At 64.0% G+C, this 17,692-nt stretch carries 16 protein-coding genes and 2 pseudogenes; 12 read left to right on the forward strand and 6 right to left on the reverse strand.

All coding sequences use genetic code 11. The features are described from left to right. Nucleotides 1-333: 333 nt before the first annotated feature. Nucleotides 334-996, forward strand: a complete 663-nt coding sequence (locus tag ACWEO2_RS02405; RefSeq protein ID WP_452403670.1) for a tetratricopeptide repeat protein — start codon at nt 334-336, stop codon at nt 994-996. Between the two features lie 621 nt (nt 997-1,617). Here ACWEO2_RS02405 and ACWEO2_RS02410 read toward each other — a convergent pair. After that, nucleotides 1,618-2,523: an alpha/beta fold hydrolase gene (locus ACWEO2_RS02410; protein WP_452403671.1), complete on the reverse strand. Its 906-nt coding sequence runs from the start codon at nt 2,521-2,523 to the stop codon at nt 1,618-1,620. A 348-nt stretch (nt 2,524-2,871) separates the two neighbouring features. On the opposite strand from ACWEO2_RS02410, the gene ACWEO2_RS02415 reads away from it, so the two are divergent. The 8 genes and pseudogenes from ACWEO2_RS02415 (at nt 2,872) to istB (ending at nt 8,682) form a co-directional block, all read left to right on the forward strand. Beyond that, nucleotides 2,872-3,279 carry a hypothetical protein gene (locus ACWEO2_RS02415; protein WP_452403672.1) on the forward strand — a complete coding sequence of 136 codons (408 nt, stop codon included), beginning with the start codon at nt 2,872-2,874 and terminating at the stop codon, nt 3,277-3,279. A gap of 56 nt (nt 3,280-3,335) precedes the next feature. After that, a complete protein-coding gene (locus ACWEO2_RS02420) occupies nt 3,336-4,349 on the forward strand; it encodes a M48 family metalloprotease (RefSeq protein ID WP_452403673.1) in 1,014 nt (337 codons plus the stop codon). After that, nucleotides 4,300-4,713 carry a hypothetical protein gene (locus ACWEO2_RS02425; RefSeq protein WP_452403674.1) on the forward strand — a complete coding sequence of 138 codons (414 nt, stop codon included), beginning with the start codon at nt 4,300-4,302 and terminating at the stop codon, nt 4,711-4,713. The genes ACWEO2_RS02420 and ACWEO2_RS02425 overlap by 50 nt, the downstream gene beginning before the upstream one ends. Then, complete coding sequence (locus tag ACWEO2_RS02430) at nt 4,710-4,862, forward strand: hypothetical protein (protein WP_452403675.1); 153 nt, start codon at nt 4,710-4,712, stop codon at nt 4,860-4,862. The genes ACWEO2_RS02425 and ACWEO2_RS02430 overlap by 4 nt, the downstream gene beginning before the upstream one ends. A 226-nt stretch (nt 4,863-5,088) precedes the next feature. Next, nucleotides 5,089-6,051, forward strand: a complete 963-nt coding sequence (locus ACWEO2_RS02435) for an RNA polymerase subunit sigma-70 (RefSeq protein ID WP_452403676.1) — start codon at nt 5,089-5,091, stop codon at nt 6,049-6,051. Between the two features lie 109 nt (nt 6,052-6,160). After that, entirely contained in the window at nt 6,161-6,574 is a 414-nt protein-coding gene (locus tag ACWEO2_RS02440) for an SgcJ/EcaC family oxidoreductase (protein WP_452403677.1), read from the forward strand. A gap of 617 nt (nt 6,575-7,191) precedes the next feature. Beyond that, nucleotides 7,192-7,891: pseudogene (locus tag ACWEO2_RS02445) on the forward strand (Mu transposase domain-containing protein); the annotation flags it as partial. Next, nucleotides 7,888-8,682: an IS21-like element helper ATPase IstB gene (istB, locus tag ACWEO2_RS02450; protein WP_452403678.1), complete on the forward strand. Its 795-nt coding sequence runs from the start codon at nt 7,888-7,890 to the stop codon at nt 8,680-8,682. The pseudogene ACWEO2_RS02445 and the gene istB, both read left to right, overlap by 4 nt. 96 nt (nt 8,683-8,778) lie before the next feature. Here the strand turns inward: istB and ACWEO2_RS02455 are convergent, their stop codons facing one another. Continuing rightward, nucleotides 8,779-9,138 carry a hypothetical protein gene (locus tag ACWEO2_RS02455; RefSeq protein ID WP_452403679.1) on the reverse strand — a complete coding sequence of 120 codons (360 nt, stop codon included), beginning with the start codon at nt 9,136-9,138 and terminating at the stop codon, nt 8,779-8,781. Between the two features lie 239 nt (nt 9,139-9,377). On the opposite strand from ACWEO2_RS02455, the gene ACWEO2_RS02460 reads away from it, so the two are divergent. Continuing rightward, the gene (locus ACWEO2_RS02460) at nt 9,378-10,001 is read left to right on the forward strand and encodes a hypothetical protein (RefSeq protein ID WP_452403680.1); all 624 of its coding nucleotides are present in this window, start codon (nt 9,378-9,380) and stop codon (nt 9,999-10,001) included. A 104-nt stretch (nt 10,002-10,105) separates the two neighbouring features. Here ACWEO2_RS02460 and ACWEO2_RS02465 read toward each other — a convergent pair. The 4 genes and pseudogenes from ACWEO2_RS02465 to ACWEO2_RS02480 all read right to left on the reverse strand — a co-directional run. After that, nucleotides 10,106-10,339 (reverse strand): annotated as a pseudogene (locus tag ACWEO2_RS02465) (transposase); the annotation flags it as partial. A gap of 42 nt (nt 10,340-10,381) precedes the next feature. Beyond that, a complete protein-coding gene (locus ACWEO2_RS02470; protein WP_452403714.1) occupies nt 10,382-10,540 on the reverse strand; it encodes a group II intron maturase-specific domain-containing protein in 159 nt (52 codons plus the stop codon). Between the two features lie 2 nt (nt 10,541-10,542). Next, the gene (locus tag ACWEO2_RS02475; RefSeq protein ID WP_452403681.1) at nt 10,543-10,905 is read right to left on the reverse strand and encodes a hypothetical protein; all 363 of its coding nucleotides are present in this window, start codon (nt 10,903-10,905) and stop codon (nt 10,543-10,545) included. A gap of 552 nt (nt 10,906-11,457) precedes the next feature. Further along, entirely contained in the window at nt 11,458-12,378 is a 921-nt protein-coding gene (locus tag ACWEO2_RS02480) for a reverse transcriptase domain-containing protein (protein WP_452403682.1), read from the reverse strand. 813 nt (nt 12,379-13,191) lie between these two features. Between ACWEO2_RS02480 and ACWEO2_RS02485 the strand changes: the two genes are divergently transcribed. After that, nucleotides 13,192-13,728 (forward strand): hypothetical protein, encoded by a 537-nt coding sequence (locus tag ACWEO2_RS02485; protein WP_452403683.1) that lies wholly within the window; start codon nt 13,192-13,194, stop codon nt 13,726-13,728. A 50-nt stretch (nt 13,729-13,778) separates the two neighbouring features. Continuing rightward, the gene (locus ACWEO2_RS02490; protein ID WP_452403715.1) at nt 13,779-16,670 is read left to right on the forward strand and encodes a TIR domain-containing protein; all 2,892 of its coding nucleotides are present in this window, start codon (nt 13,779-13,781) and stop codon (nt 16,668-16,670) included. Nucleotides 16,671-17,692 lie beyond the last annotated feature (1,022 nt).

Consider the following 17,692-nt stretch of genomic DNA (forward strand, 5'->3'; position numbering starts at 1 on the left):
GGCATTTCCGCATGTTCCGGATGGCAGCATCGGTGTCGCTTCGTGACCTGGTACCGCTCTCCTCCAATCAGTGAGGCTGCCGCCGCTTCAGTTCCGTGGGCCTGCCGCACCGATCGTCGGAGAAGCATCGACCCGTTGTCTTCGTGGGTCCCGTGACTTCGAGTGAGATAGATTTTCTGACTGGAGCGGTGGGGTTCCCGCTTGCCAGTTGGACCAGGAGGGGACAGCGTGTTGGAACCGATCAAACGGGCAGCGGCCGCTCTGAGTCGGCGCTTGAGGGGCACGGCGAGAGGGACCGCGGCCACTTCTGGTGAGGCCGATCCCGTCTCGCTGATGGAAGAGCTTCTGCCACTGCAGGAGCAATGCCTCGGCCACGACCACCCGGACACCAACGAGACGCGTGATCGTCTCGCCGACGCTTATCATCGGGCAGGGCGGGGGGATGACGAAGTTCCGCTTTTGAAGCAGCTTCTGGCGTACCGGGAGCGGGTCCTCGGTCACGATCACCACGACACCAACGCCGTACACAATCGACTCGGCGGTACCTATATGTCGCTGAGTCGATGGGACGACGCCATTCCGCACTTCGAACAACTTCTCGCGTATCGCGAGAAGATGTTCGGACCCCAGGTGTATTCCGTCGTTGGCGCTCGCCGCGTGCTTGGCGTGGCGTGCTACCGGGCGTGCCGATATGCCGAGGCCGTCGCGTTGTTCGAACGGAACCTGACGTGCGTCGAGGGAAGCGGCGCCGACACCTACGAAGATCGCTGCAATCTCGCTGCCGCCTATGAGGCTGCGGGTCGCTGGGATCAGGCGATCCCGTTGTATGAAGAGCTCCTGACTTACCGGGAACAGCTTGTCGGGCACAATGATCCCTTCGCACAGCGCGCCCGCGACGACCTCGTTCGCGTGTACTCGTCGGCGGGCCGACCCGACGAGGCTGCCGCCTTGCCCGAAGCAGGACCGCGCCGACCGCCCTCGTCGACACAGGAGTGACGGCATCTCGAACTTGCACGGGCGGTGCGGCACGTCGAGACTTTCACTTGCATTTGTCGATCACCGACGCTGGGACGCACTCGAGATCAGCCTGTCTCCGCTGAATCCGGCACTCGGCATCAGCTTGTCGGTCCGCGATGTCCACTACCTCGCCATTCATCGAATGCCACGCTCCGACATCTCATTGCTCGACTTCACAGCTCAGACGCTGCTTCCGTCCGCACCATGGCCACCAGAACTCCCAACCCAGTTCATCACCCCCGATCCCGCACCACCTACGTTGTGGCTACACGGTGTCGGCGCGGCAACCTTCGACGTCGTCGCAGCGAAAGTGGTTGTGCTCGTACAAGCTGACCAAGAACGTCGTCCCATCGCCATCGGCTCTCCCGCGCAGGGAACCGCAGGATCAACCGAGTCCTGCACACCATGGCGACAAGTCCAGCTGTAATCCCAGCGCGGGGCGCACCTATTACGACGGCCGGTCCTTCGGACAAGCCACAACCCGGACCTATCACCAAACAGACCAACCCCGACCTGCGGACCATGTCTTGACACGAGAGGGGAGCCATGAGCGGACGTCCGGAACCCGAGTTGGCTTGCCCCTTAGGGCCATCGGAGGTCTTATATCTTACCGCGGCGGCGTATTTCATCCTCGAACACATTGTGGATCTCGCGGGCGATCAGGAACCCCTCGGTGAGCGGGATTTCGTGGCCGGACCGTTCGGCGATGACGTGACGTCCGCGTGGTGATCGCGCAGCGCGGTGCGCGTGCGCGGCGTTGGTTTCGGCGCGCACCGTGGCGTAGATGCCATTGCCGCCGAGTCCGCCGGAGATCGCGGTGATCGGGATGGACCCTAGGTCGGGCGGAGCGGTCCGCCAAGTGGCGAGCTCGTCGAAGTAGGTGCGGGACTGTTGCCGCCGCGTGCGGATCACGCTGGGGGTGAATCCTTCTCGCTTCAGCTCGCGGCGCACGTCGGTCGGCAGGCCGCGCCATTGCCAGCGAAACACCAACGCAAGCAAGCGAAGCCGGGCGAGGACCCCGGCTACACCGGCAAAGATGCGCTCGGTTCGGCGCAAGCGCGGGTCGAAAACCACCTCGTCGGCTTCGTCGGCAGCGTCGACCAGCACGATGGCCGTGATCCGTTGCGGCTTGCGCGCGGCCGCGAGCCGCACGATGGGACCGCCCGTGCCGTGGCCGACGAGAACGAACGGTCCTGGCCCGAAATGGTCGAGCACCTCGTTCAGGTCCTCGGCCATGCGATCGAGGGAGCGGTCGGCCGGGTCGGGTGCGCTGCGGCCGAGACCGGAGCGGTCATAGACAACCGCCCGCATGAGCGCCGCGACGATAGGTTGCACCCGGGCCCAGGACACTCGGTTACCTGCCGCGTCTGCCTCGAATACGACAGTCGGGCCTGATGTTCCGGCGACGTAGGTTGGCCCAGGCAACACCTTCGCATGTAGCCGCCGCCCGTCCCGTGTTGTAACCCACTCCGAGATGCCCTGCGTATGTCGTTCGGTATCGGTCATCGTTTGTCACTCCCTCACGCCCATCGAACGATCGTCGCACGCATTGCGGACTTTGTTATTGTCCTTCGCGTGCGTGGCGCCGCCGACTCAGGTTAATCCGCTGTCCTAGAGGGGTTTTCGGAGTAGGCCGCCCGGCTGACCGCAGGTCGGACCGCCCGAAACCCGACCCAAGCACACCCCAGCCCGCAGTCAAGGTCCTGGGCTAGGGATATCGGCCAGCTCCCGCTCGTCGGCATAGGATGTCATGAGCCGCAGTGGATCTCATCCGCTGACTGCGCGCGCTCCGCGGCATGTCAGTGCGTTCCGAACGCTGGTTGCGGTCGGGTTGATCAAGAGAAGATTTTGCCGATGGACTACGTCATCGATCTGAACCACGCCGCTGCCGAGATCGTCTCGCGTCTGCCTGCCTGGACCGCAGCTGGGTTACTCCCCGGCCCCATCACCTGGCGGGACGAGGCCGCGTCTTGGCCCCAGCGGCTGGAGGTCGAACGAGTTGTCATCACCGATCCGGACTCGGTCGGAGTGTTTATTCAGAGTGCCGATGAACGGAACGCCGTCAACATCGTTCTCTACCGGGGCGGTTGGGTAGATCTCGATGGCCTGGTCAACGACGTGATAACCGCGGAATGCCCAAAGATCAAAAGCGCCGAGGAGTTTGGCGTGGTGCTCGACGCCGCGATCGCATGTTTCCTGGACTCACCGCCCTGCCCATTCGAACTGGGGGCTACGCGGCCGCTCGGCCGGTTCGTATCGTGAAGTGATCGCGAGCGCTAGGAACACAGCGCCTCACCCGCACGGAGGGCTGATCCACCATGTCTCTCGAATCCCCCTCGGCCACACCCGAATACCGGCTCGGCGGCCTCTCGCTTCTCGAGGCGAGACTGCTGCCACTCACCCGCCTACTGGTAGCGCTGCCCTGGGCCGCGGCGACCTTGGTCATTCTCCAGAGTCTCGCGGTGTGGGTCGGCCTGTGGGCGGCCATCGCCGTCGGGGTCATACGCTGCGCGGCCTGGTTGTTCATGCGCCTGCTCTGCTGGGTACTGCCGGATGACGAAAGTCGTCGGCGCTCGGCTGCACGACACCCCGACGAGGCGGTGTATCCGCGGAAGTACGAGGAGCCCCTCGCGGCGTTGATCGCGGCTCGGCACGATGTGCTGCGCGCGGCGGGCATGCCCGAATCCCGTCTGCGACTGATGGTGCGGGATAAATCCCAAACACGCGGGATGCCTGCCCACGCACAACCGCATCGCCTGGTCGTGGTATCGATATCCGCGGTCCGTGAGCTGCCCCCGGTCGAGTTGCGGGCTGTGGTCGCGCATGAGCTCGGGCATCATGTGATCGGCGGCTGGCTTCTGCGGGCAATCGAAATACTGTGCGCGACACCGGCCCTCAAACTCTTCGGGGGCCCGACGAAACTGCTGATCGAAACGTTGCCCCGGCGGGATCGATGGACCGTGTACCACGCCCTCGTCCTGTTGATCGCCTATCCGATCCCCTTCGCCACCCTGGTAGCGCTGATGCTCCCGGCCGTCGATGTCCGCGTCGCCGTCGCCCTGGCCGTACTCTGCGTCCTGCAACTGTTTCCGATGATGTGGCTCAGCTGGCGTCAGGAATACCTGTGCGACCGAGTGGCCGTCGACCTGGGTTACGGCCCCGCGCTCCGCGACACCCTGCTGTCGCTTGCCCGAAGACACGATCCGTACTTCACGCTGACCCACCCTTCCGCCGCAGCCCGCATCGCCAGGATCAACCTGCGCATAGGACGCGGGAACTTGCGTGGCGAAGCCGTCGCTGCCCCACTCGAAGCGCCCGCCGATCCCTGCTGACGGATCCGCGCGAGATGGATCAAGGACCGCAGCGCCGGACCGCTGGTCGTCACCCACTGCCCGTCTCGGGCCCGGAAAATACCTCGCCGACCGCGACACCACCGGCTCGGCGCGCCTGTCCTACGACCAAGCGCGCGATCTGCTCGCCGCCGCCACCGCGACCAACGGGACCGGAACCGGCTGGGACCTGCACGAACTCAGGCACTCCGGCCTCACGCATCTCGGCGAATCCGGGGCCAGCCTGCTCGAACTCATGGCCAAGTCCCGCCACCGCAAACCCAAGAACCTGCGCCGCTACTTCGAACCATCGCCCCAGGCCATGCGAGACCTCACCAGCCTTCGAGGCCCAAGAGCTGAACGATGACGCTGACCAACAGCCTCTACCAGGGGATTACGCCATATCCGCCCGAAATTCGGCTGATACTACGGCAAGCCCATCTGGGCATCGACCTGCCGGGGTTGCTCGCACACGTCGCGATCGGGCCTGCGGTGCACGAGCCCCAGGCCCGGTAGCCGGGATACGCCGCCGGCCGAGCCATTGTCGTTGCTTTCGCGCGATTATTGGCCGGAGCCTCCCTCATGGCCGGTTCGAACAGCGCGGTCTGCGGCAAAAGCGGACGGCCAGGAGGTTGGCCGTGGCCAGGCTGTTGACGACCCGCGTGGTGGTCGATCCGTCCACAGCGGATGATCAATGCGGTCGCCGGTATGGTGCTTGTGGCGGCAGTGGAGATGAGGCGTGATGACGAGGGAAGAAGGCTTCGATCGTCGGATCGAACCGTTCCGGACGGAGCTGCTGGCGTACTGCTACCGGATGTTGGGCTCGGCGCACGACGCAGAGGACCTGGTCCAGGACACGTATCTGAGGGCGTGGCGGGCGCGGGAGCAGTACGACGATACGCGCAGCTCACTGCGTACCTGGCTCTACCGGATCGCGACCAACGTCTGCCTGACCGCTCTGCAGACTCGCGGCGGCCGACCGCTGCCATCGGGACTGGTGTCCGCGACCGATCCGCTCGGGCCGCTCGTGCGGGGAGAGCACGCCGCCTGGCTGCAGCCCTTACCGGATTCGTTGCTGGACACCGACGATCCGTCCGGGACCGTGATCGATCACAGCAGCCTGCGCTTGGCATTCGCCTCCGCCCTGCAGCACCTGTCGGCGCGGCAGCGCGGTGCGTTGATCCTGCGTGAGGTGCTCAGCTTCTCCGCGGCTGAGACGGCGGAAATTCTCGGCACCACCGTCGTATCGGTGAACAGCTCCCTGCAGCGGGCACGCGCCCGAGTGAAGGGGATCGGGGTCGGTCCCGAACGGGTCAGCGAGCCGTCCACGGCAGAGCAGCGCGTCTGGGTCGAGCGCTACATGCGGGCGTTCGTGCACGCCGACGTCGAGGGCCTCAAGCGTCTGCTCACCGAGGACGTCATCATGGAGATGCCGCCGATGCTCAACTGGTTCTCCGGCCGCAGCAACTACGGCCTGTTCATGGAATGGGTCTTCGAGGCGGCCGGGAAGGACTGGCTTCTCGAGCAGGTCGCCGCCAACGGCGGGCAACCCGGATTCGCCGCCTATCAGCGCGTCGATGGCCGGTACGAACTGCACACGCTCCAGATCTTCACCGTCACCGCCGAGGGCATCAGCCGGAATTCGGTGTTCCAGGATCCCGAGATTTTCGCGGCTTTCGGCCTGGCGGCCCGGCTCGACGCCTAGATCCGAGATTTTCTTTCAGCGGGCGGGATGAGTTCGGACGCCACCGCCGGTATGTATTCCCGAGCTCGCCGGAACACTGCTGGCGAGCCGATCAACAAGGGAGACTCCGATGTCGAACGATCGTGCCGCAGACGAGGCCGCAATCCAGGCCGTGCTGGCTGATTCCTACAAGGCATGGGAGGCGGGCGACGCCGACGCCATGGTCGCCAACTACACCGCGGACGCGACCGCCATCATGACCGGCTCGCTCCGCGACAGCCGTGAGGTGATCCGCCAGAACATGGCACTGGCCTTCGAGGGGCCGCTCGCGGGCAGCTCGACCTACAACAAGCAGCTCAGCATCCGCTTCGTCGGCAAGGATGCCGCGATCGTTATCAGCGAATCCGCCATCCTGTTCGCCGGCGAGACCGAAGTTCCCGCCGACGAGCGCAAGGTGAACGCGACCTGGGTCCTCGAGAAGCGCGACGGCCAGTGGCTGATCGCCGCCTATCACAACAGCCCGGTACTGGCGCCTGCCCAGTGAGCCGCGGCGTGAACTAGCCACCTCACTGACTAGACGGCCCTCATCCGGCAATGCGGATGAGGGCCGTCCGTCGCGGTCATGCCCACCGCGCAACCGCGGATCCATTCGCACGCAATTGGGCATGAGCGTGCGTTCGACACGGTTCCCGAACTGTCCGGCCAGCAGGCCAGCCGCATGGCGAAGAGGGAGCTCCGAACAACTCCTCGGCGCACTCCCTGGGTATGGCGCGCGGAACTTGGTATCTGTGCCTCCGCCGACCGCCGACCGCCGACCGCGGACTGCCACGGCCAGTTGGCCTTCCAGCTGATCGGTGCTGGCCGGTTCGTTCGGCGCCGGAAACCGCAGATCAGTGCGTTATGCAGCGGAGGCGAAGCGGGTTCGTGGGGTCTTCAATGTGGTGAAGCCTCTTCCTTCAAGCTAGATGTCAGTCCTCGTCCCCATGCTGCTTGGCCGAATAGTGCAGTGCTCAACTGACATTGGAGTCACCCGCGTGGATGAGATTGAGTGCGCCTGGGTAGCAGGGCTTTTGGAAGGAGAAGGGAGCTTCCAAAGCAAATCCACTGGTCTACAACCAGCCACTAGTCCACGGCACTCGGCGTACATATCGGAAGGGCTGTTGGTGCGCTGAGTGCAGGGCCGCGACCGCGACCTTCCAGCGCGGTCCCCGAGGAACGTCTGTCCATCGAGCGGGAACTGTTGCGGTCGTTGCCGTCACTGCGGTTCGACATCGGCGCTCCCGCTGTGATCCGCAAGGTCGACCGATTGTCTTGCCTGCGTTATGGTTCGGCCCGTTACTCGGTCCCGACCCGGCTGATCGGCGCCGTCGTCCATGTCGTGGTCGATCACGGGGCATTGCTGGTGCTCGAACCGGCGACCGGGGTGATCGTGGCCGAACACGAACTCGTCGCGCCCGGTGAGGCGTCGGTCCTCGATATTCACTACGACGGTCCCCGGCCCGCACCCAATCGCGGACCGCGCCCGAAAACCACTGCCGAACAACAGTTCTGCGCACTCGGGCAAGACGCCGAACCCTTCCTCGTCGGTGCCGCCGCGATCGGCAACAGTCGGCTGGGACAAGAGTTGGAGATCTTGCTCGCCCTCGGCGCCGCCCACGGCCATCCCGCGCTGGTCGCGGCGCTGCGGCGGGCGGTGGCGTTCAAACGCTTCCGGGCCGCCGACGTCCGTTCCATCCTCGCCGCCGGCTCCGCCGCTCCGCAGCCTCGCCCAGCTGGGGACGCGCTGGTGCTGGACCTGCCCACCGCGCCGACTCGATCCTTCGATGCCTACAAAATCACCCGTGACGGGAGCGGCGCATGACCGGCCGATCGAAAACCGCGGCACCCAAACCGATCCCGGAACTCGCGGCCGATCTCGACGCCGGGCTGCGACGGTTGAAACTCGCCGCGATCCGCCGGACCGCGCCCGAGGTCCTGGCCGTCGCCAAGACCCAGCGCTGGACCCCAGAGGAGGTGCTACGGACCCTGCTCGAGGCCGAGTTGACAGCCCGGGACACCTCCAACGCGGCCAACCGGCTCAAGGCCGCTGCGTTCCCGGTCACCATGACCCTCGACAGTTTCGACATCGCAGCCTCATATGTTCCCCAAACGACGTTCGACTACCTGTCGAGCCTGGAATGGGTTCGCGCACAACAGCATCTGGCGTTGATCGAGCCACCTGGCACTGGCAAGAGCCACACCCTGTTCGGGCTCGGTCACGCCGCCATCGCCGCCGGACACAAGGTCAGATACTTCACTGCCGCCGATCTGGTCGACACCCTCTACCGCGGCCTGGCCGACAACACCGCCGGCAAAGTCATCGACAGCCTGCTGCGCGCCGACCTGGTGATCCTGGACGAAATCGGGTTCGCCCCACTCGATGACACCGGCACCCAACTGCTGTTCCGGCTCGTCGCCGCAGCCTACGAACGCCGCTCGCTGGCCGTCGCCTCACACTGGCCGTTCGAGCAATGGGGTCGTTTCCTGCCCGAACACACCACCGCCGCGAGCATCCTCGACCGACTCCTGCACCACGCCACCGTCGTCATCACCGTCGGCGACTCCTACCGCATGAAACACCGCGACAGCCGAGGGGAGCCGCCCCTGAGCTGAACACTCAACCCAGCAAGGAAGCGGGGACTTTCACTTGGCCACCAGTGGCGACCTCCACGGTTCTGGCCCACTTTTGGTGATTGGCCCGTCGGATCGTCAGTCGCTCAACAGGATTCGCTTTCTCAGCAGGTCCGGCTTGGCGCGCCCGAACATCTGCCGCTTGATCATCTTAAAAGTTACGTGGCCTTCGACCACTCCGCTGTTCCAGGAAAGGGAGAGGCCAGCGGTGACTGCGTCCAGATCTTGGCGCAGACCGCGGACGAACGAGTGCAGTGCGGGCTGGTCGCCGTTGTCGACGATAGTCATCCATCGTTCGAGGTCGCGGCCTCGCCGCTGACAGAGGATGGTGGCGAACGAACGAACATGCTCGGCGAGTTCGGCCAAGGCGGGGCTGGCCGCGAGGATCGCATCGAGGTGCCGACTGTCGACGGGGGCCAGACGGGCAAGGTCGGTCATGAGCCGGCCGACGACCCGCCTGACCGCGGGGGTTCGCCGTTATCCGAGGCGCGGGCAGCCCGGCGCGCAGTGGGTGCAGGTAGGCGCGAACGAGATTCGCGCGGCCTCGGTAGCCGCGGGCGGTGATCTCACGGCTGGGCAGCCGAGCAGGTTCGGCGCGTGCTCGGCATGGACGAGGAGATCCGTCAGCGGCTCGGTGTGCGGAGCGGCTCGGAGGGACTTGACCAATAATCCATCGTATGAACGCGGATCTGATGGGCTTGGGAGTCGCTGTTGTGGGCGTGTTGGGCACTGTGAGTGCAGCTGCCTTAACTCAGCTCGCCGCGCTTCGCAGCAAGCGCGTAGACGCTGAGATTCAACGCCTACAACGCAAAGATGAGCGTCTAGAAACCGTCAGCTTGGCGACGCAGGAGCAGAAGCAGGCGCTGTACGCCGAACTCAACACAGCCGCGCGTCGCTACCGGACTATCGTCCGCGATCATCTCGCCGACTTGCAACGTGACAGCACGATCCCTATACCCGAGCAGCTCGAACCGACGCGGTCGACGTATAGGGACTTGTTCTCGAAGGCCCAGATGGTTCTGCCTGAATCCGCGTTGGCCGTAGCCGTCGTGCTGAATGACTGCCTTGGCCAGGGCTACAGCGCCCTACGCGCCCTCCACGGTCCAGACAGTCCGGCCACCGTCGACGAGCTCTTTCAGTGGTTCGACGGACCGGTGTCGGCCGGCGTGTGGCTGCAGCGCCGAGCCTTGCGCACGGATCTCGGTGTGGTGGCCCATGATCCCGAGGTCGAACGTCGGCTCCAGCAACTCGAGCAAGACCGCGTGGCTCAGTTTGGCAGCTCAGTGCCGGTGGCGGATTGATCGAGCGTGAGCGTGCCGGCCAGGTGCCGCGACCGGGATAGGTCGTGTCGGTAATCGTGTCGAGCTGGAGATTGTGGCTCTGGCGCACTTCCGGTGCCGGCGTGCTACTCGACCAGGAGAACGCGACGGCGAAGAAGGTCGAAGTTGGCTCTGCCAAACATTTGCCGCTTCAGCATTTTCACGCGATTAACATTGCCTTCGACAGCGCCGCTACTCCACTCCAGCGTGAGACCGTTGCGGATAGCATCGTAGTCTTTGAGCAGACCATCGGCGAAACTCGCGAGTTGTTTGACGCCACTGGATCGGGCGGCGGCGATCCATGTGTCCAGGTGTTTGCCCGCGTTCGCGGACCATTCCCGCGAAGTCGGCGACGAGCTGGTTTACCTGCCCAGCCGCGGTGCCCCCGCCGCAATCCAGGTCGCAGATCGCATCCGGATCACCCGCTGCCAGACGAAGTGCTGTAACGAGGTGAACCTGGCCTTGGCCACGGCATGCTTGAAATAGTTGGACCAGCCGCGCAGAATCTGGTGGAGCCGCATGATCACGTAGTCCAGACTCTGTTGCGACCATCCGGATGAAATACCGGTTCCACCAACGGTTCCAGATGCATCCGCACCACCGTCTGAGCAATCCGGTCAGCCACGGTCGGCACCCCGAGTACCCGCACCCCTTTACCACCGGGCTTGGGGATCTCCACCGCCTTCACCGGCGGCGGGAAATACGAACCCGACGACAACCGATTCCAAATCTTGTAAAGATTCCGGTCCCGATCAGCCTCGAACTCCGCGATCGACTGCTCGTCGACTCCCGCCGCGCCCTTGTTGGCCTTAACCCTCTGAAACGCTTCCCAGACCGACACCTTGTCGATCCGAAATGGCTTGTCCTGCAACTTCGGTTCGCTCATCCATCTCCTCCCACATCCCGCGGTTGATCGCCGAACGAACCCAGGCAACCCGTCCCCTTCGCTCCACCCGCATTACCAGGTTTCACCACTACTATGAGACGGTCCGCCCCTGTGCCCCGCACCGGTACTCGACCCCTCACAGTTTCCGCTGCTTGGGATGCTCCCTTCGACCGGCCGGTCCAACACCGAGCCGATACCGCTGGGGCGACAGGTTCCCACGTTCCGTGCCGGAGCCTGATCCGAGCTCGCGCCACCTTTACGCCGGTCACCACCTGGCCAATAAACAGGTACCCGCCAGACTTGTCCCGGGGCAACAACTGGACCCCGGTTTCGATGACACCGCTACGCTTTCGACGCTTCATCAGTGGTTCACTCACGTTCGCCTTCTCGGACCACACCTGACGCCATCACGGGCGCCTTTTCCCACAACGCTCACCACCACGACTCTTAACCGCAGCAGCTTGCGGTGGTTTGAGACCTCCCCCTGCAGGGCGATCCCGGAGGGCCAAACCTCCATCACCAGCACGACACCGCTCCCGGAAATCCCTTCTCCTACAACGGAACCTCCATTCGCGTTCGTGGCGCACAGTCGTCGGCGTAGCGGACCAGCCGCCATGTCGGTGCTCCTTTGCGGCGACGATATGCCCGCTTGCTCTCACTGGCCATCGTCCCGCCCGGCTTCCAGGGCGCCATCACCTGCTCATCGAGCACGCTCAACGCGATATTGGCCAACAGCGGCGACAGGATGCCTCCTTGAGGCGTGCCGGTCGTGGTGTCCTGATGGTCGCCGAGTTCGGTGAGGATCCCGGCCTTGAGGAACGCCTTGACCAGCGCCAGAACGCGTTTGTCCTTGACCCGCAAGCGAACCCGGTCCATCAAGGCAACGTGGTCGATCCGGTCGAAACACGCCTCGATATCCGCATCCAGCACCCAGCGGTAGCCTCGGGTGCCGTAGTAGTGGATCTCGGCGATCGCGTCCTGCGCCCTGCGGTTGGGCCGGAACCCGTAGGAGACCGGTTCGAAATCGGCGTCGAAAATCGGTTCCAGCACCAGCTTGAGCGCGGCCTGGACGACCCGGTCGGTCACCGTCGGAATCCCAAGACGGCGCACCTTCCCCGACCCACCCGGCTTGGGAATCTTACGTTCCCACACGGGCAACGGCCGAAAAGACCCGTCTTTCAACGAAGTCCGCAGATCATCCAGAAACCCCGGAACCCCGATGAGCTCCTCGACATCGGCGGCGGTCATCCCGTCGACGCCGGGAGTTCGGGCTCCATGGTTGCCCGCGACCCGATCGAACGCCACCATCAGCGTCGCCGGGTCATGCACGAAATTGAACAAGTCGTCGAACCGGCGGCCGGGATCGGCCGACGCCCAACGGTGAAGCTTGGCCTGCATCTCCGATACCCGCCGACGCGGCCCCGCAGGGTCACCCGACGTGGCGTCACCGTTCGGTGGCGCGTCTTTCGGCATTACAGTCTCCGCCTTTCTCGAAAACCGCTGCCGCCCTTGGCCATGTAACCGGCTTTCCCGGCCTCGGACTACTACGGCGGCTCCGCCCCACCCGGTCTGTTCGACGGTCGGTGCGTCTATCCCCGAGCGGCGCAACTGGATCGCCCGCCACCAGGGAACCGGACCGGATGGTTCCCGTGTTCACTGTGATTCGCTCGACGAAGGAGGAGCCCGACTGTGTCCCTGCGGCATCGCCAACGGGTACGCCGTAGACCTTCCCCGTGGCCTCCCGACCGGCTTCGGTAAACCAGCCCGGAAGTTCCCAGTCGACCGAAATCGACTGGTACGCACCGCATCCTGCCCAGATCCGCCAGGTTCGAGCAGGTGTCGCATTGAGGGACGTAACAACGCCGGTTCCTCACGTACTCCTCTTCATCCCGCTTGCCGGACCCGCACCATCTGGCAGTACTGGCCACGTCCCGGCGTTGTCAGGGCTGCTCCCACCCCTCCCCGGCACCACCCGGATCAGGCTGCCCTCAGCTCCACCGACCTGCTACGACAGGCCGGAGGTGGTGGTCTCTCACCTCCACTCGAATCACAGCGCCTCACGGCGCAAACCGAAAGTGGGACAGAGCCGTTGTATGTTTACAGTCCCGGTTCGGTCGACTGCCTGGGGTCTCAGCCCCTTGGTGCGGGCGGAGAACAGATGCTGCACGTCAATGCTTGGCAGAAATGTTCCTTTGATGTGAATTGTTCTGGGGGAGCGCGGGATTCACCTGCTGCACTATGATGACTGCGCGAAGGCACGCAAGTGGTGAACCGATGGAGGGGATGATGTCCGTCAAGGAGATCAAGGTCGACTTGGGTTGGGGCCCGGCAAAACTCTCGGGAACATGGGTGCCCGATACCACCGAACGTGCTGCGGCGTGGGAGCTGTACGTGGAGCTGGTCACCCGGATCTCTGTTGCTCCAATGGCTCCGGGCCACGGCACGCTGCGTGAAGCGCTGACGTCGCTGTATCAGCTGTTCGGCAGTACCCGGGAAATCTTGCGCAAACACGGTCCGGCGGTGGCGCGAAAGCCGAAGAACGGCCGCTATCGATTCGGCTATTTGGCGGTCTGGGTTCTCAACGCGGCGATTCGACCGGTCTTGGCGCGTTGGCATCCCGAGTTACTACGTTGGGAGAGTGCGCGTCCCGTCGAGCGCTCGATTCCCGAGCACGAAGAGGCGTGGCACTATGCGCCCGAGCTGCGCGAGGAACTGGAACGTTTGCGGGTACTGCTGGTCGCGTATGCGCGGCTGCTGGCCGAAGTATCGGATGCACCAGCGCTGATCGACGCCACCGACGACATCACTGCCGCACAGCGCTAGACAAGGACCCGGCCGCAGGGCAACGGTCGCGGTCGATTGGGGGTACGACTATGAGCCATACATGGGCGGTTCGGACCGCCGAGGCGCTGCGGGCGGTTTCACGTGTCATCCCATTTCGGAGGGTACGCACTGAGATCGGCTATGGTGTCTTCTTGTCCTACAGCGGCAACCGCGACCGTGCTCTGCTGCCAACGCTGCAAAAGGCAATCGAACGACAGCCGCGCCGGTGGTATCGCCCGCCGCGATTGCGCGTTTTCCTGGACAACAGCAGTATCTCCATCGGGCCGAAACTGTGGGAGAAGATCGAGTCCGGACTGCGTAGGTCGAGATGGCTCGTGGTCATCGCCTCTCCCGAAGCAGCGACATCGAAGTGGGTAGACCGCGAAATCGCCTGGTGGATCGAGCACCGGTCGATCGAGACGCTGTTGCTGGTGGTCAGCGCGGGAGAGCTGGTCTGGAACGATGCCGACCATGCCTGGGACCAGGAGCGGTCGACGGCGCTGCCACCACGGCTGCTCGGCCATTTCGATGCTGAGCCGGTGTGGAAGTCCATTGTGTGGCTGCATTCCGGCGAGGGTGCAGTCAGCGACCCCGACCTGACCGCAGCGGCTGTGAGCATCACGTCGGTGGTGCGTGGCATGCCGGAGGACGACCTCCGATCCGAGGGCCTGCGGGAGACCCGTCGCAATCTGCGGTGGGCGCAATCGGCAGGCGCGGTACTCGCATTCTTGCTGGTATTGGCCATCGTCGTGGCCCAGATCGCATTCGTGCAGAAGAATCATGCCGATGAACAGGCGCGAATCGCCTCGGCACGTCTGATGGCGTCGATCGCCGATTCCTCGATGACCAGCGATGTGCGGGTGGCCTCGCTCCTCGCGGTCGCGGCCTACCGTATGGATCCATCACCGCGGCACATGTCGACACTGTTGCAGGCCAATGCCGCTGGTCGCACTCTGGTACGCCAGGTGCCAGCCGAGGCGGACGTTGTGGCTGTGGAAACCAGTCAGGATGGCCGGACCGCCGTCGCCGGGTTGGCGAACGGAGCCATCGTCAAATGGTCGGTGACGGAACTCGAGACCTCGGTGGTCGGCAGATTGTCTGGTGCTGTGACCGCGATCGCGCTCAATGCGGACGCCAGCACTATCCTCGCCGTTGGCGGTCCTCAGGTTGCGTTGTGGCGCAGTGGAAGCGAGCGAGTCCTTATAGACGGGCCAGCAGATCAAACACCCGATCTAGTTGCCATCGCACCGTCCGGCAGTGTGGCAGCAGTACATCGCGCGCTCCGGCGAGGCTTTCAACAGGTGGCGAGTTCGATTCAGCTCATCGATATCGCCAGTGGGCGAGTCACCGACACGCGATCCGACGACTGGCACCCGCAGAGTGTGGTATTCCCCGGTGAGGACAAACTCGCCTTGCTCAGTGGTGCTGGGACCACGCGACTGATAGATATCGGTGACTGGTCGGTGACCGACCCATCGTCGCCCCTCGGGCCGTGCCCGAAAACAAGCTCGATCGGCGATCCGGCGCCGAACGGCATGTTCTTCGCATGCACATTTCTGAAGGGTGAGGCGGTTCCGGTGTTTGAGCTGGGTCATGGGATCGAGTCCCACTCCCGCATCGTCGACGTACCACAAGCCAGTCAGGTGTCGCCGGCCGTGCTCAGCAGGAACAGTCAGAGCGCGGCGGTACTGGGTCAGGACGGTAGCATCTACGTTGCTCCGGTTGCGATGTCGGACCAGAAGCGGTCGGAGCCGGTCAGGATGACCGGCGCCAGGGTCGAATCAAGCAGAGTGATTCGATTCTTGGGAACTTCGGAGCGCCGGTTGGTTTCGGCCTATCGCAACCACCTGTCGGTGTGGGATGTCGATCAGATCGACCGTTTGGCAACGGTCACACCCGTGCCCTTGTTGGCGGGATGCAATGCGTGTGAGCCGGAAATATTCTTAGCTCCGGATGCTGGAACTGCGGTCGTCTCCGGTGCGTACGACGGCGCATCCACATTCGAATACGCGGTAATGTTTCAGGATCTTCGCACAACAGGAGCGCGAGCACGCATCGTGCCCAATGTCGAGGGCACGCCGAGTTGGAGCGACGACGGCGGCGTTGTGATCGCAGCACAACGAGTGCTGCCGGGAGGCAGACCCAGAGGAAAGCTGAGGTTGGATGCGACGACGGATGTCACAGTCGTCTCACCCACTGATGACCTCTGGACCACTCGCAAGGTTGCCTACTCCAGCAGTTGGAAGGCCGGGGTTACGGTCGACGGGCACGGCGATATAACACTGTTCGATCCGGCAACCGGACAAGTGCGCGAACGTATCGCAAGGCCTTCCGAAGTTGCACTTCCAACGGACTCCCCGCTTCAGGTCGATATCCGACCTGACGGGGAGCTGATCGCGTTCCGTGACGGCGAGAATGTCGTCGTATTCGACGTACGCGCGAGGCGTGTCTCCGGAACGATCCCTGGGCGTGAGGTTCTAGGGCTATGGTTCGGTGGCCCGAACCTTCTTCTCCAACGCGGTAGCGTCATCGAGGTGTGGCGAGGCGGCGGGTCAACGCCGATGCGTACCTTTGCCGACAACAACCCGGCTGGTCGGGCTCGTCAATTAGCTTCTGACGCAAGCGATTCCGTCATCGCCAGGCGCGACATGGCTGGCTACATCACTGTTGTGGACAGCGGAGGAGCAGTTCTCGGCACCTTCCCACCCATACGAACGGAATGGTATGCCAAGGCCTCGATAGCGCTGTCAGGTGACGGCCGCTATCTGACAACCGCCGTTGCCGGTCTCGAAGGCGGACCCAGCGGAGTTATTGTCGAACGCGATATCTCGCCCAACGGCCTCATCAAAACCGCCTGTGCCCGCGCCGGTGACGATCTGACGACGGATGAGTGGAACGAACTGGTTGGTACCGTGCGGCCTCCGGGTGCTCGTTGTCCGTAGGTGGACATCACTGTGCAGCCCGTTTCGGACCGCCGCGGAACAGACGGTTCGCTCGAATCCACCGACTTGACCGCCGATCGGTTGCGCGAATCGGCCAAAGTATCCGACGAGCAACTCGGTCAACCACGAAGGCCCTGATTACCGATTCGAAAGTGCCGTCAAGGACTTTCGCGATCGACTCGAAGTAGGAAGCCGCTACTCGGTCGACCGGAGTTGCTTGATCTGACCATCATAAAGTGGGCAGCGTTCAATTTCATCGCCCAGAATTCGGTGGCTCTGGCGCACTTTCTATGATCTCGGGCGGGTCGATCACGTTGGACGCGCTATAGATCCGTGTCGTGGTTCTCGATGGCATAGCAAACACCTTGCTGGGCATGCTGTTCCGCACTGGTCTGATGTCCGCGCCGTTGCCGTGCCTGTAACGGGGGTACGCAACCTCGGGCGCGGCGCGCCACCCCGAACAGCAGACAACGAGCCCGGCCAGATACACGCACTCGGCACACCCAGGTCCGCGGAACTCGCGGGCGTCTTCGCAGTACAGCCGCTCACGGGATCCTCGACGCCATCGGCACCGCCTCGGCCGTCCACCTCGCCTGTCACATCGAGGCGAGCGACCCAGCTTCGCACCGCCACCAGCTCTATCAATGTCAAGGAATTTGCAGGTCACCGGCATAAACCAGGTTGGGGATATGGGTCAGCTCCCCCTCCGGACACAGACACTACGCACACGGGCGGTTGTGGAGCGGTTTCTGCCTTGACCACCCGTTTTTCGTGGTTGTAGGTCAGCTTCAGGCCGAGTTGCCGGTAGGCCTCGAGTTTGTCGGTGGGATCGGTGGCCTTCAATATGTGCACCAGCCCGCCTAGTGACATCAGGAGTTGGTGGATCTCCTCCCGGTTCATGTGGTGGTCGACGCCACTGTCGGCTTCTAGGTCGTGTCTCCTAATGGTGTTGACCGATTGGCCCCGCGGAGCGGGGCAGGTCGTGCATCATGTTCGCCGTGGCGACGCTGACCGGTGATCGG

The sequence above is a fragment of the Nocardia sp. NPDC004278 genome, from assembly GCF_053602975.1.

What these genes read in the sequence shown, in the direction of transcription:
- ACWEO2_RS02405 (WP_452403670.1), top strand. Translation starts at nt 334, where the DNA reads ATGGAAGAGCTTCTGCCACTGCAGGAGCAATGCCTCGGCCACGACCAC.
- ACWEO2_RS02410 (WP_452403671.1), bottom strand. Translation starts at nt 2,523, where the DNA reads ATGACCGATACCGAACGACATACGCAGGGCATCTCGGAGTGGGTTACA.
- ACWEO2_RS02415 (WP_452403672.1), top strand. Translation starts at nt 2,872, where the DNA reads ATGGACTACGTCATCGATCTGAACCACGCCGCTGCCGAGATCGTCTCG.
- ACWEO2_RS02420 (WP_452403673.1), top strand. Translation starts at nt 3,336, where the DNA reads ATGTCTCTCGAATCCCCCTCGGCCACACCCGAATACCGGCTCGGCGGC.
- ACWEO2_RS02430 (WP_452403675.1), top strand. Translation starts at nt 4,710, where the DNA reads ATGACGCTGACCAACAGCCTCTACCAGGGGATTACGCCATATCCGCCC.
- ACWEO2_RS02435 (WP_452403676.1), top strand. Translation starts at nt 5,089, where the DNA reads ATGACGAGGGAAGAAGGCTTCGATCGTCGGATCGAACCGTTCCGGACG.
- ACWEO2_RS02440 (WP_452403677.1), top strand. Translation starts at nt 6,161, where the DNA reads ATGTCGAACGATCGTGCCGCAGACGAGGCCGCAATCCAGGCCGTGCTG.
- istB (WP_452403678.1), top strand. Translation starts at nt 7,888, where the DNA reads ATGACCGGCCGATCGAAAACCGCGGCACCCAAACCGATCCCGGAACTC.
- ACWEO2_RS02455 (WP_452403679.1), bottom strand. Translation starts at nt 9,138, where the DNA reads ATGACCGACCTTGCCCGTCTGGCCCCCGTCGACAGTCGGCACCTCGAT.
- ACWEO2_RS02460 (WP_452403680.1), top strand. Translation starts at nt 9,378, where the DNA reads ATGAACGCGGATCTGATGGGCTTGGGAGTCGCTGTTGTGGGCGTGTTG.
- ACWEO2_RS02470 (WP_452403714.1), bottom strand. Translation starts at nt 10,540, where the DNA reads ATGCGGCTCCACCAGATTCTGCGCGGCTGGTCCAACTATTTCAAGCAT.
- ACWEO2_RS02475 (WP_452403681.1), bottom strand. Translation starts at nt 10,905, where the DNA reads ATGAGCGAACCGAAGTTGCAGGACAAGCCATTTCGGATCGACAAGGTG.
- ACWEO2_RS02480 (WP_452403682.1), bottom strand. Translation starts at nt 12,378, where the DNA reads ATGCCGAAAGACGCGCCACCGAACGGTGACGCCACGTCGGGTGACCCT.
- ACWEO2_RS02485 (WP_452403683.1), top strand. Translation starts at nt 13,192, where the DNA reads ATGTCCGTCAAGGAGATCAAGGTCGACTTGGGTTGGGGCCCGGCAAAA.
- ACWEO2_RS02490 (WP_452403715.1), top strand. Translation starts at nt 13,779, where the DNA reads ATGAGCCATACATGGGCGGTTCGGACCGCCGAGGCGCTGCGGGCGGTT.